At 33.3% G+C, this 14,499-nt stretch carries 11 protein-coding genes; all 11 read right to left on the reverse strand.

Translation table 11 applies throughout. The features are described from left to right. Positions 1 to 135: 135 nt before the first annotated feature. The 11 genes from bilS to EAI80_RS09105 all read right to left on the reverse strand — a co-directional run bounded on the left by bilS (position 136) and on the right by EAI80_RS09105 (position 14,181). Positions 136 to 636 (reverse strand): flavodoxin family protein BilS, encoded by a 501-nt coding sequence (gene bilS / locus EAI80_RS09055; RefSeq protein ID WP_238634545.1) that lies wholly within the window; start codon positions 634 to 636, stop codon positions 136 to 138. 45 nt (positions 637 to 681) lie between these two features. After that, a complete protein-coding gene (locus tag EAI80_RS09060) occupies positions 682 to 1,365 on the reverse strand; it encodes a hypothetical protein (RefSeq protein ID WP_129981762.1) in 684 nt (227 codons plus the stop codon). 2 nt (positions 1,366 to 1,367) lie between these two features. Next, positions 1,368 to 1,802: a MarR family transcriptional regulator gene (locus EAI80_RS09065; RefSeq protein WP_129981763.1), complete on the reverse strand. Its 435-nt coding sequence runs from the start codon at positions 1,800 to 1,802 to the stop codon at positions 1,368 to 1,370. Between the two features lie 131 nt (positions 1,803 to 1,933). After that, entirely contained in the window at positions 1,934 to 4,027 is a 2,094-nt protein-coding gene (locus EAI80_RS09070) for a hypothetical protein (protein ID WP_129981764.1), read from the reverse strand. A 351-nt stretch (positions 4,028 to 4,378) separates the two neighbouring features. Further along, positions 4,379 to 4,546 (reverse strand): DUF6219 family protein, encoded by a 168-nt coding sequence (locus EAI80_RS13415; RefSeq protein ID WP_192924034.1) that lies wholly within the window; start codon positions 4,544 to 4,546, stop codon positions 4,379 to 4,381. Between the two features lie 64 nt (positions 4,547 to 4,610). After that, positions 4,611 to 5,594 (reverse strand): galactose ABC transporter substrate-binding protein, encoded by a 984-nt coding sequence (locus tag EAI80_RS09075; protein ID WP_129981765.1) that lies wholly within the window; start codon positions 5,592 to 5,594, stop codon positions 4,611 to 4,613. A gap of 9 nt (positions 5,595 to 5,603) precedes the next feature. After that, the gene (locus EAI80_RS09080) at positions 5,604 to 6,239 is read right to left on the reverse strand and encodes a sugar ABC transporter substrate-binding protein (protein ID WP_129981766.1); all 636 of its coding nucleotides are present in this window, start codon (positions 6,237 to 6,239) and stop codon (positions 5,604 to 5,606) included. Further along, positions 6,226 to 7,944, reverse strand: a complete 1,719-nt coding sequence (locus EAI80_RS09085) for a sensor histidine kinase (RefSeq protein ID WP_129981767.1) — start codon at positions 7,942 to 7,944, stop codon at positions 6,226 to 6,228. The genes EAI80_RS09080 and EAI80_RS09085 overlap by 14 nt, the downstream gene beginning before the upstream one ends. Further along, on the reverse strand, positions 7,934 to 9,523 hold the full coding sequence (locus EAI80_RS09090) for a response regulator (RefSeq protein ID WP_129981768.1): 1,590 nt from the start codon (positions 9,521 to 9,523) through the stop codon (positions 7,934 to 7,936). Before EAI80_RS09090 ends, EAI80_RS09085 begins: the two co-directional genes overlap by 11 nt. A gap of 91 nt (positions 9,524 to 9,614) precedes the next feature. Continuing rightward, positions 9,615 to 10,985, reverse strand: coding sequence for a melibiose:sodium transporter MelB (gene melB, locus EAI80_RS09095; protein ID WP_129981769.1), 1,371 nt, complete (start codon positions 10,983 to 10,985; stop codon positions 9,615 to 9,617). A 607-nt stretch (positions 10,986 to 11,592) separates the two neighbouring features. Then, complete coding sequence (locus tag EAI80_RS09105) at positions 11,593 to 14,181, reverse strand: immunoglobulin-like domain-containing protein (protein WP_129981770.1); 2,589 nt, start codon at positions 14,179 to 14,181, stop codon at positions 11,593 to 11,595. Positions 14,182 to 14,499 lie beyond the last annotated feature (318 nt).

Here is a 14,499-nt window from a genome sequence, read left to right on the forward strand (position 1 = left end):
ATCAGGACTTCTTTTCGTCGTGGAGATAGAGAGATAGAGGGCGCGAAAAAAAAGAGCATCACCTTACGGTGATGCTCTTTTGGCAAGGACTGTCAACATTCTGTCCTTGACTTTTGAACCAGTTTATTCATCCCCTTATGCTTTAATTTTAGCTATCAAATTATTCAAATCATTTTCATCAGGATGTGTTAAAGCTTGATCAAAATTATCAATGAGCATATCAATATTAGGCATATGATCAGGCTGTGCCTTCATTTTTACATATCGATCACGTACAGATTGTGGCATCTTACCCTGGCACATATGTTCACCTACAATTGTATTACTTGCATCAATGCTTGTTTTCATATTATTTAGAATTTTCTGGAAATATTCTTCACTTACTCCAAATCCTGCTGTACCAAATAAGAAAATCTTCTTATTCTTTAAGGCTTCTAATAGTTTAAGAGTTGCTGCATCCGCATTACCTTTATCTGTCCAGAAACCAATATAAAACATATCTGAATCTACTTTTTTACATGGTCCAAAATAATCACAATCTTCTTCAGCTGGCGTGTCATGAATAGCCTCTGCAAGCATCTTTGTATTACCTGTTGGAGAACTATATAGTATTGAATATCTTTCTTGTTCCATCATTTCTACCTCACTTAATGATTTATTACAATACTATATAACACTATTCTAATTAAATAATAGCTGTAATCCCATTACAATCACCCACATATAGGCACATGTTTTAGGAATCATTAACAAACCAATTTCAGGTTTTTTCTTACTTAATAAAGTGACTGGTAAATAACAGCCAAATGAGATAATAATAGCTGCAACCATTCTAGTCATGTGAAGATTACCAGTATTACCGCTCATTGCATATAGAATAATAATTCCAATACCAGTAACTGCAAATACGGCATTTCTGATAATAGATAGTTTTAAGTTACCTTCATCCCCACACCAGTCATTTTGTGGTAAGAAACATACTACAATTCTAATGATTGCGGAAATGTAGATCATTGCTTCTACAATAAATGGAGCAAAAAGAGTTGGGAATGTGAGTTTCCAGATATAAAGTAAGATAATATAGAAAACAGTCATAGTAATAGAAGAAACCTGCAAACCTATACCAAGTTGTCTCTTAATTTTTTCATTAGTTCCTTTGAATGCTCTTATAATTCTAGGAACTAAGTGGAAGGCATCACCACCACATAATGTAAGAGTTAAGATACCATATAGTATAAATAACATATTGCCATTTGCGTTTGTAAGGAAGATTACACCAGCTACTAAGTCAAATAATAAGTAACAAGTATCAAAGATAGCCTCCATGATATCTGGCATTTTAGGTACATATTTTTGGTTATTCATAATCATAATCCTTTCTTTTGAATGCATTCTTCCGCATTCCTACAAATCTTTTCAAATACATTTTTACATACTTTTATTTCGTCTTTAGTTAAGCCTTGAAGCATATCATGCGCAAATTGATTTTGCACATCTAATCCTTCTTTAACGATTTCAGTGGCTGAATCCTCTAAATATAGCTCCACTCGCTTCTTATTGCTTGAAGATGTCTTCTTAGTAATATAACCACGTTTTTCTAATACTTTTAAAGCGGTCGACACATGAGATTTTGTTGATTTTCTTATTCTAACAATACCCGCTGCTGTATTGTACTCTGGATTATGATACAAAAACATCAGTATGTCATATTCCATCTTTTTAAGATGATACTTATCACAAGTAGATGCGGTTAACATCTCATAATAAAGAGTAATCGTCTTATGTTGATCCCAGAAATACATATTAGGCCTCCTCTCGTTGTTCTATTTAGAACCTCTATGTTCTATATAGAACATTGTAGACAGATAGAGATTCTTGTCAATAGAAAAAAAGTCAATGAATAAAATTCATTGACCTGGGAGATAGGTATTGTTTAGTTTTCTACTTTTTTACGTTTTAATAATACTAAAGCTAAGCTTGAGATGACAATTGCAGATACATAGATCATCACCTGAGTATGATCACCTGTATTGACCTTCTTCTTATCTTCTTTTTTAGTTTCTGTAGGTTTTATAGTTGTATTACCTTTATCAGATGGCTGATCTTCCTTGATTTCTGGTTTATCAGTCTTATCTGTATTTGGTTTATCAGTTTTATCTGTATCTGGTATTGGATTTTCTGATCCATCTGTGATTCTCCAAAGCTGAGTACCCCAGAATGGGTTAGCCATGCCAATAAATAAACCATTATCAGTAGGAATAAATGCACGTCCACCATGGTTATACTTATCATTGAATCCATTACGAGTTAATGCATCAAAGTGAACACCATCAGATGAAACCAATACATCACATCCTGCTTCCTGTTTAGACACAATCTGACTGCATCCATAATAGTATACAAAGTTTTCTACTGTACTATTCAAGATAATATCATCAATCTGTTTTTCAAGTTCTGGATCAATTTCATGTAATAAAGGTTTAACAAATTTCTTATAGTTTTCAATGAGTTCATCATATACTTCAACAATATCTTGATCTACTTCTCTTGATCTGTTGTCTCCTTCTACGATATCTTTCATATCTTCTAGCTGATCCATCATTTCATCCACGAATTCATCTTCAGAAGCTACTGCGATATCAGAAGGATCCTTCTTTAAGCTTTCAAGAAGGTCTTCTACATAATCCATCTTCTTCTTGAATTCTTCAGGTGTCATTTCTGAAAGACTACCATCAGTGAGCTGTGTAAATCCTTTAGCAAGTGTAGTGATATCAAATGTACCAATAACAAGTTTATTGTTGTATTCAGAGAATCTCCATAGATACTGCGTAGAAGCAGCTCCAAATCCATCATCATTGATTAGTTCAATGTTTCCATTTTTATCCATGCGGTTCAAGCAGGCAGGATTCTTTAAATCCTGATAAAGTAAGTGGAAATCTGCTTTATTACCAATTTCAGCTAAGTCAAGCATTGGGTCGTTATACCCACCAATATAAAGATGATCCTTATATACGTAAAGATTACCAGCACATGACTGTTTCTTACCTAGACCAAATTCATATTTAGCCCCTTTAGATGTATCACCAATGATTGGAGTCCATTTCCATGAACCATCCTTTTGTGGATCACCACGATAGACTGCAAAGCCCTGTTTATTTGTCACACCAGTTGTTGCGTCTGTCTTACCAGTGAGCATAGATACATAAAGAGATCCATTAAATTCCGCAAGATCCCATAATCCACCACCATTGATGCTATCACGAATCCAGCATGCAGGCAAGTTATCAAATGTTTCCTGGTTTGCAATGACTTTCCAGCTATCTACATTTTCAGGATCATCTGTTTCAAGAAGACGTACACCTTCCATTCTTGGATTATCATCCTTATAACGTACATTCTTCTTTGCGATTGCTTTAATGGCATTCTGATAATCTTGTGGAAGCTGTGAACCATTTTCAAACATATGATCAGGATCAGCGCCATCAGTCGCAAGAGAAACGAGTAGTTTACCATTCATCACTGTTAAACCACGAATACCATTTGAAAAATCTGAGTTTTCTGCAGTCTTTTGCATAATAACCTTTGTTGCTTTTGTCTTAGGATCAATCTGTAATAGACGAGATGTAGGATAACCAGCACATGCAAAGTATAATTTACCTTTGTATTCTATAGCCATTCTATATCCGTTCCAGTTAACGAATGCTGAACTTTCTTTTTCAACATAAACTAATTCTGTTTCATAAGTATACTTATTGACACGCAAAATACATGGTGTCCCTTTTGTAGAAGTTGCTCCATCCGGGAAGTTTCCATCATACATCACATTTAAGATGTTTGTCGCAACTGTTCCAGCCTTCTGACCGGGATTCTTATCTCCTCTTTTTTCAAAAAGAGATGTGAGGTTATTTTTCAAATTTCTGTAATAAATACCTGAGATTGGGTTCCAGCAAGTACCAAGATATATATAGTTTCCATATTCAACACTTGACCATACATAGCTCTGATTACGATTGCTTTCTTCACCCATCACTTCAAAAGGAAGAATACCATCACTCTGTCCAGCCCCTCTATCTGAATGAGATACTTTAGTGATTGTATAACCATCTTTTGTGATATTGTTCGCATTTCCATCTAATCCTGATGCTCCAGTGAAACGTGCTGCTAAGCAGGATACTGAAAGGACTGCTGATAATGCAAGTTTAAAAAACTTATTCCTCGTTTCTTTACCCTCCGTTTCTTATGCAATACCCTCAATTATTATACCTTATAAATATATATTTGTAATCGCTATCACTGTTACATATCATGTTGTTTGTGACATATAGTATTATTAATCGAATTATTAAAAAGTCAGCAACTATTATGTTGCTGACTTAATCTAGTTCTTTCTTGAAATCATCTTATGACCAGAATAAACAGACATGATCATACAAATGAGTGCAATCAAACCAAATCCTGCATGAATCATCTTGTTCATATGTCCTGTTAAGAAAGTACAAATCATGGTGATCAGTGCACCAATAGACCAATATTTATGTGCTTTCATCCAATTCTCCTTAGTTAGTTTATGCTAATCATACTAACATAGATGAATTATGTAAGCAAATAATTTATTCTCTTGTAACTGCATAAGGTGTACTATACCAGACTTTTTTATATTTTTTAGTATTTCCATTTAATACAGATTCCATACATTTAACTATTCTTAATACTTGGTTATCCATATCATTATCTACACTACCATATATTTCACCAGACATAATTTTCTCATTCATTTCCTGGCTGTTGTTGATACCTAAAATAATAGGTAGAGCTAGATTCTTTTCTTTATAATAATCATAAACTCCTAATGCCATATCATCATTATTACAGATAACAGCTTCGGTACTAGAAATCGCATTGTTATCTAATTGAGAAAACTTCTTATAAGCAAGTTGTCTATTCCATGAAGCAGATAAAGTACCTAGTGTATTTAAAGGAAGGTCTTTACTGTTTTCTAGGAATCCTTTTGTTCTACGAATGGCATCATAGTGATTTTCTTCACCTTCTACTAATATATAATCTATTTTAACATTCTTATTCTTATCTAGCGTACTTCTCTGTTCATTCCAGATTTTCTTTAACATCTCACCCTGTATTTGTCCAGCTTGAAAGGCATCTGTTCCCACATACCAGACATTATCTGTAATCTTTAAATCCTTTTCAGCAATATCTCGATTAAATAATATAACAGGAATATCTAATTCCTTTGCATTATTCAATACACTTGCCGCAGAAGAAGGATCAACAAGATTTACAAGCATCATATCATAGCTTTGAGTATACATATACTGAAGCTGTTTATTTTGACGTCTTGAATTTCCTTTCGCATCACATATCTCATAAGAGATTTTCTTTTTCATATGTGCTTCATCAATTCTATTTTCTAGCGCTGTAATCAAGCTATTCATAAATGTATCATCAAGATCATAAACTGCAATACCTACATGAATATATTGATCTTCTTTAGAACGTGAGCCTCCTAGTGCTGTAAGTGTTAAACATATAATCAGCACTATAAATAATAACCATTTATATTTTCTCATCTTTTTCATAGTAACCCTCTAATATGTAAACAATGAGGCTTTACTGCCTCTTTCTACTACTTTCTGATCTACTTTTTCTGGTTTTAAAGAAATATTTGATAATCGTCTTTTTCCTTCACAATGACTAATCAGTTCTATACTCTTATAACCTAGTTTATAAGCATCCTCAATATAAATGGCATCTCTTTTTCCTGTAGATATCTCTTTTAGGAGATTAAAGTCCACAGGTAATCTCATTGTTTCATGAGAAGTTTGACTAAAAGAAGCGGTGTAAGTGAATGAGTCCTGCATTGTATCTGTAAGAGCTAATACATTCGCATATTCATACTGTGTTTTCCTCATATACTTTTCTGGATATACAAGTAATAAGCCCATGGCCTGATTTTTATATTCCTGTGTAATAAGATCATCTAGTTCATTTTGGGACAAATCATCCTTATACCAGACATCAAGCTTCACTTGATGATCATATGCACAATCCTGTATTCCTTCCTGTACTTCTTGAATAAATGATTGTGAATACTTAGGATAGATGATCGCAATTCTTTTATTTTTCTGTGTATAATCCCTATCTCTTACATATAAAATAGAAACAAATGCAATACTCAACAATATCACAATCAGGATCATGTGTTTTCTTTTATTCTGTTTCATCTGCTTCCTCCATTTTAGGGATAGTAATAGTAGCGGTTGTTCCTTCGTCTAATTCACTTGTGATAGTAATACCATACTGTTCACCATAAATAAGCTGAATTCTTTCATGAACATTTCTTACGCCTATACCCGATCCACGTTTACTAGAAACAACCTGATGACGCATAATATACTCAAGTTTATCTTCTGTCATACCAAGACCATTATCTGCTACATCAATCTTAATAGTATTCTCTTCCTCATAAACACTGATAATAATCTCTCCATCCTCATACATGCCTTCCATTCCATGATAAATCGCATTCTCTAATAAGGGTTGAATAGAAAGTTTAGGAATCAGATATTTCATTAGTTTAGGATCTGCTTCTACCTTAAAGTCAAATTTATCTTGAAAACGGATATTCTGAATCTTCAAATAACTTGTTGCATGTTCAAGTTCTTTACCTAAAGGTATCATATCTTTTCCCTGACTTAAGGAGATACGGAAGAACTTCGCAAGGGATGAAACCATTTCACCTGCCCCTTCATATTCTTCACTTCTAATCATCCATATTATAGAATCAAGCGTGTTGTATAAGAAATGAGGGTTGATTTGTGATTGAAGTAATTTCTTCTCCATTTTCTGTTTTTCACGTTCATTTTGACGGATTTCTTCCATCTGCTTATGTAATTTATCTGCCATTATATTAAAATTAGCACTTAAACTCTTTAATTCTCCAATTCCTTCTTCTTTTGCACGAGAATTATAGTTACCTTTACCAAAATCTTCCATTGTAGCAAGTAATTGATAAACAGGGTCGGTAAAGTTTCTAAATACCTGAAAATCAAATAATATCAAAATGGCTCCTACTAAGAGTAGAATAAACCAGATAATATAATGAAAACGACGATTTTCTACTAATAGATTTGACATTGAATTCACTACCACAATATTCCATCCCGTATAGCCAATCTGTTTTCTTTCTACAAGCCAGTCTCCATTATGAATACTGCGGTTGTTCTTGAATGCAGTGGATACTGTTTTTTCTTTATATAAACCAGAGGCGATACGTTTTTCAAAGGGATGATATATAAAATATTTAGATTCGTCCGTCAAATAACAATAAGCTGACTTCTGGTTCTGATAACGATCTAGAATACCTTCTATAGGCTCTGTATAATACTGCATCAATAAAATACCTGATCTTATATTTCCAGCATTAATATATTCTACATAACGGCTAATATCCATGACATAACCTGATAGATCAGATTTCACTAAGTGTCGATGACCATATTGAATGGTTTCAGTATTCTTTTTCGCATTTTCAAACCATGATTGTTGAGTATCGAAACCAATGGATGATTCTCCAAAACTCCAAACCCTATTCCCATTCATATCATAAAGAGATATACTATAAATCCTATTTGATTCATTGGTGATTTTCTGAGTCATAACTGTTTTAAACTGAACATTTTCACAATCATACTTCTTAATGTTCTGATAATAGATATCATTCACAAGACTATTAATCTCACTGACTTCATTTTCTAAACTTTGTGCTAATGAGATTGTCTGTCGATCCATCTTCTCTACTGCATCTTTTTTAAAATAAGAAGAGAATAGATAAGAAAATAACATCATACTGCTGATAATACAAGCAACAATAGAAACAGACATAACAACAGGTAATATAACACGTACACTTAATGTCTTATTTTTCATCAATTTGTTTCCTATATTTTGCAGGGGATATGCCACAATTCTTTTTAAATACATAGCTGAAATAATTAGGTTCTGGATAACCTACCATTTCCCCTATCACTAAGCTTTTATAATTTGTCTGTAATAATAGTTTCTTTGCTTCTTCCATACGTTTACCTATCATATAATTCATGAATGTTCTACCTGTTTCCTGTTTAAATATTTTAGAAAAATGAGAGGTACTGACATGTAATGCATCACATACACTTTCTACACTTAAATCCGGATCAGAAAAGTGTTCTTCTACTATTTTCTTCGCATTATCTACTAAAATCACGTTATTATCCACACGTTTCTTTTGGACTAATAAACGAATCAACTGACAATAATCAAGTAACCATTGATCTAATTCTTCTCCTGTAGTAAGAGAAAGGATAGTTACTGCCATCTTCTTTGACCCTTCAAATTCTTCTCCATCAGTAATATGATACTTCTTATAAAGTCTTGCGAAAATAAAAGATATCTCCATTATAACCATCTGATATTCATTAAGATTATAATGTGCTTGATGAAGTACATTGACTAAATCATCCACCTGTTCCTTTAATTCTTCTGTATCACAATAAGTGATAGTTTTACCTATCTGTTCTACAGTGGTATTCCAATCTGTTTCTACTTCTTCTTGAAGCATCAAATCATTATAGTAAGTATAACTTTCATCAGGCACTACAAGATTATATTCTAATGCATCTTTTGCTTGTGTATAGATTGTAGGGATATCTTCTAATTGATTTGTATTCTCACTCATACCACATGATATATGTACACCAAAGATACGTGTAATCATAATAGAGGCTTCCTGAATACTACGTGATATTTTACCTATTTCATGCTTTTTATCACCTGTAAGTAAAAATATCTCTTTATCACCTACACCAAACTCATAAACCTCAGAAATCTTATCTAACGCTTCTTTTAATGTTTCTTTTATAGAAAGTGCACTAAAGACATCCTTATGATCAACTTTTTGTATTTTCACTGCAATAATACAATATTGTTTATTATCTAATTCTAATCCTAAATTCTTGATTTGTTGGTGGCATTCATCTAACTCCATTGTCCCTAAGACAAGCTGCGTAAAGAACTGTTGTCTAAGTAATGGCAGACTTTTAAAATAAGCATTTTCTAAGCGTGTCCAGTTAATTTTTTCATTATATTCTTCTTCTAATGCTTGGTGCATATCAATTAAAAGTTTCTTCATTTCATCATAGTCTATAGGTTTCATTATATATTCTGATACGCCATAGCTGATTGCAAGTCTTGCATATTCAAAATCATCCCATCCAGAAAAAAGAATAACCTTAGTATTCATATAATTATCATGAATTGTTTTCGCAAGTTCTAATCCATCCATAAAGGGCATCTTGATATCACTAATAACAAGATCTGGATGTAAGTCATCCATCATTTCTAATACTTCTTTTCCATTTTGTGCTGTTCCTGCCACTATGAATCCTAGTTTTTCCCAATTGATTCCCTTCTGCATACCATAGAGGATATTCTGTTCATCATCAGCTAGAATAATACTAAACGTTCTCATATGCCTACTCCTTACTTTTTATTATCATAACACTTTTTATTATATACGCGAAATAAGAACAAGCCGATTTTAATCAGCTTGTTCTTTAAAATTAACTATTAATTTTTTCTACAACCTTTTTCATGAATTCATCATCTAACTTATATTTCTTCTTAAATACGATATAAGCTAAGATAACACCAATAGTTGGTACAACACACATTAATACACGAATTGAGTTCTGTGTAGCAAGTGACTGCACTGCATTTGGAATATAACCAGTTAGTTCTAGTACAAAACCAATTGCGAGTGAAGTGAAGGCAGCTGTTAATTTAACGATTAATGTCTGTAATGAGAAGACAACACCCTCATTTCTTTCACCCAATACATATTCACCATAGTCTACAACATCAGCTAAGAATACTGTTGCACATCCAAGTTCTAGACCTGTACCAGTTTTTACAATAATACCTGCAATAGCAGTTAACAAGATATTTGTAGGACAAACAAAACCAACAACAAGTAATAAGATTAAACCAATTGGAGGTAATGCACATGCGAATAAGAATGCTTTTTTTCTTGATAATGCTTTAGTAACCTTAGGGAAGATAAGAAGACCAACAACTTCTGCAACTGAAGCACTGATCATGAAAGCTGATAACATACCAGCATTATTACATACATAACTAAAATAATAAGTAGCAACACCCATAATTGCCTGAATAGCAACGTTATATAATAGAATTAATAATACTGCCCATCTTAACTGGTCATTTTTCTTAATAACAGTGAAGATGTCTCTGAATTTCATCTTTTCTTTCTTTTCATCACTTGTCTGAACTTTAGGAAGGTTTAAGACACATACTGCCATTGTGAAGATGAATGTAGCTGCGATGATTAATGCGAATCTATGATAACCAATATAATTTCCACCAAGACCCTTGATGATCTGAACACCAAAACCAGCAATAATTAATGACTGACCAATACTTGCAAAGATTCTTGGAAGTACTGATACTTTTTCACGTTCTCCTGGATCAGAAGTTAAATTAGGAATAACTGACCAATAAGGAATATCCATGATTGTATAAGTCATACCCCATAAAACATAGATAACTGAAGCAAAGATACAAAGATTTACACCTGTAAGATGGAAATCTGTAAATACGATAACGAATACAAATGCGTTAATTAATGTTCCTGCTACTAACCAAGGAATAAATTTACCATAACGGCTTCTTGTGTTATCAACTAACATACCCATAAATAAATCATTGAAAGCATCCCAGATTTTTGCAACGAAGAACATTGTACCAATGAAAGCTGGAGCAACCTTAATAATATCTGTGAAATATATCATTGAGAATGTGGCAATCATGCCATAAATTAAATCTTTACCCAACGCCCCAAATGCGAATGAGTATTTGACTCTACCAGGGATTTTACCTTGGTAAACAACACTGCTTTTACTTTTGTTTTCCATAAAATTTTCTCCTCTTAATTTTATATCTTGTGTGCACATCACTTTTTCTGCACCTAAATGATACCGCTTTACTAAAATTATTAACATCTGATAATCTATTTAGAAAATATGAATTTCTATTTTGTCAGAAAATTATCATCATAGTTTATTGTTCTGAAATGCGAAAAAAGAGGGTCTTTAATTTTTGTAGGGATCAGAGCTTCGCTCTAAATATTTGAGAATCTTAGAAATAGCACCTTTAAGTCTGTGGGGGATCACACTGTGGCTCATACTTTTTAAGTATTTTTGTGTAATTAAAAACCTTTCGCTGTATCATTAATTTGCTCATATTAAATCCAAGCGAAAGGAGATCACAAATTGGATAATGATCTAAGAATTATTTTAGGGGATTATGAATCCCTTGTACAGTCTCATACGATTGAAATTAATGAAAAAGAAGTGATTTATTATATCACGCTTAAAAGAACCATTATCTCCTGTCCAGAATGCGGCAGTAGAATGAATATTAAGGACTATAGAAAATGTAAAGTAATACATAACATGATAAGAGTCAAAATGACAGCCGATTTCTCGACTGTCCCTTGGTTAAATATATATCTTAGTTATACTATGATACTTTCTTTTTCTTTAGTAATGCGAGTAATGCAATCACTGCAGATACGTTTGTAGAATCGCCTGTCTTAGGAGCAACTGTAGTAGTTTTATTGTTATCCTTGCTTGGAGCAGGAGCTTTTTCTTTCACTGTAACCTTTATAGTCTTTGTGCAAGATGTGCCTTTACTATCTGTTACTTTGTAAGTAACTTCATATACGCCAGGCTTAGATGAATCAACTGTATTCTTTAAGATTTCAATCTTATCAGTTAAATTACCATCTTCTTTATCTTTTGCAGTAACGCCTTCTTTTGGATCAAACTTATCACCGACTGTGATTTCCTTATCAGTTACATCAATAGTTGGTGCTTCGTTAAGAGGTTCAATCTTAGGATTTACAGTAACTGTAATAGTCTTAGTGCGAGATGCACCCTGATTATCTGTTACCTTGTAAGTGACTTCATACTTACCAGCCTTAGTAGTATCTACTTCATTCTTTAATACTTCAATCTTATCAGTTAGATCTCCATCTTCAGCGTCTGTTGCAGTAACGTCAGCTTTAGGATCAAATGTATCACCAACTGTAAGAGTCTTATCTTCAGCTTTAATGATTGGTGCTGAATTTATAGGTTCCATCTTTGGATTTACAGTAACTGTAATAGACTTAGTGTATGATGCACCCTTGCTGTCTGTTACCTTGTAAGTTACTTCGTTCTTACCAGGTTTAGTTGTATCTACATCATTCTTTTTGATTTCAATCTTATCAGTTAAGTTTCCATCTTCAGCGTCTGTTGCAGTTACATCAGCCATAGGATCAAATGCATCACCAACTGTAAGAGTCTTATCTTCGGCTTTAATGATTGGTGCTGCATTTAGAGGTTCCATCTTAGGATTTACTGTAACCTTGATAGTCTTAACATGAGATGCACCACCGCTATCTGTTACCTTGTAAGTCACTTCATACTTGCCAGGTTTAGTTGTATCTACTTCATTCTCTAAAATTTCAATCTTATCAGTGATATCTCCATCTTCTTCGTCTGTTGCAGTTACATCAGCCTTAGGATCAAATATATAACCCACTTCAATTGTCTTGTCAGTTGCTTTAATAACTGGTGCTGAATTCATTTGCACCCAGTTCATAACCCAAGTTGCATTGTAAGTGATGTTCTTTGTAACCTTTTCTTCAACTGCAGGTGACCATCCTTTGAATGTATAACCTGCTCTTGTAGGTGTTTCATCAAATTTAGGTGTTGGTGTACCTACTACTAAATCAGGAATTACCTTATCTTCAAATACGACTTCACCATCAACGCCATCAGTATAAGTAACTGTATAACGTGACTTGATTCCTGTTGCACCTGGAATTGGGAATTTAACTTTACTTCCATCAGGCATAGCAATATATGTTTCACCATTTAATGGATAAAGTTTTCCTTCTTTAAATTCAGGATGATGAGCATCTAATGTAACATAGTATTCTAACTCATAAGTATAATAAGTCTGAGTACCTTCTGTTGTAGTCGTTGCATTTGCAAGTTTCCACTTAAAGCCACTTGTATCCTGCTGTACAGATGGAGGTAATTGACTTACTGATACAAATGGAGCAGCTCCATCAAATACTTCTAAGTCTTTACCAGTAATACTAGTGGTAACACTTTCAGAAATAGCCTTAAACACTTTAGCTAAATCATCAGCATCACTTGAATCATATGCTTTATCACGACTTGTTGCGATACTGCCTTTTAAGAATTCAGAAACTGTAGGACCATCTTCATATGCTTTATCTTTTGCTGCCCCATAACATACTGTATAAACTGTAGACTGATCTTTTAGAAGATTAGCATCTTTAGATGTTGCTTCAACAGTTTTTTCACTACCTTCTCCACCATCACCAGCTAAATCATATGTTATGCCATCAATTGTGACATGTGTATGTAAAAAAGTACATCCACCTTCACAATCTTTAAGATAATAAGTAGGTGTTCCATCAGTTAATACGACTGTATTTCTGTTGTCTTTTTGAATTTGTTTCACTGCATCTTTTAAGAATAAAGATGTGGCTTGTTTAATACCAGCATCTAGGTTTGTTCCACCACCAGCTTTTAGATTTTTGATTGCTTCAAATGCTTTGTTTTTACCTCTAGTAGAAGAGACATCCGTCCAATTTAACGGTACTTCAACATGAGTTGCAAAATCAACAACCGCAAGATAACGTCCAACATTTTCTTTATCACCAGCATATGAATTCACAAAAGCATTTGCTGCTGCTTTTAAGTTTCTAATACGATTGCCATCCATACTTCCCGAAGTATCCACAACAAGAACTGTAGCTGACTTCTTGGTAAAAGTTTCAACCTTCTGTTTAGTAACAACCTTTAATTTCATCCTATAAGTGTTGTTACCAAGTGCTTCAGCTGTTTTATCAACTGAATGAATACCTTCTGGCAGGGTCTGATCTAATTCACCTTGAACCCACTGACCAGAATCGTTATAATAACCGTTCGTCACTGCGTTATCAGTAGTAAGAGCATTCGCATTTATAGGTGCTAATGAGACATTCATCATCAATGCTACTGCATAACTCGTGAATTTCTTGACATTCATAGTTCTTTCCCCTTTCTTCAATTTTTAATTATTCGTTTACAATTGTATAAAAACAATTGCCTAAAGTGCACTTTTTAATATCTGACAATCTAGATAGTTTGTTATTAGCAAAAATAAGTTATTCTATAACATTCATATCATAAGTTTTATATTAATGTTTCGCATCTCACCAGTTAAAGGATAGTGTCAAGAATCTTGTGTAAATTCTTATTTCCTGTAAATTAAGTTTTCAGTAGATAAGGTTAGTTGTTATCTATTAATTTGGAAACCATTGATCACGACCAACTAAACCAAAACCTTTGTGAATTCTATTCATAA

Origin of the sequence: Catenibacterium sp. co_0103, assembly GCF_004168205.1 — a bacterium.
In the GTDB taxonomy this organism is placed as follows: Bacteria; Bacillota_I; Bacilli_A; order Erysipelotrichales; family Coprobacillaceae; genus Catenibacterium; species Catenibacterium mitsuoka_A.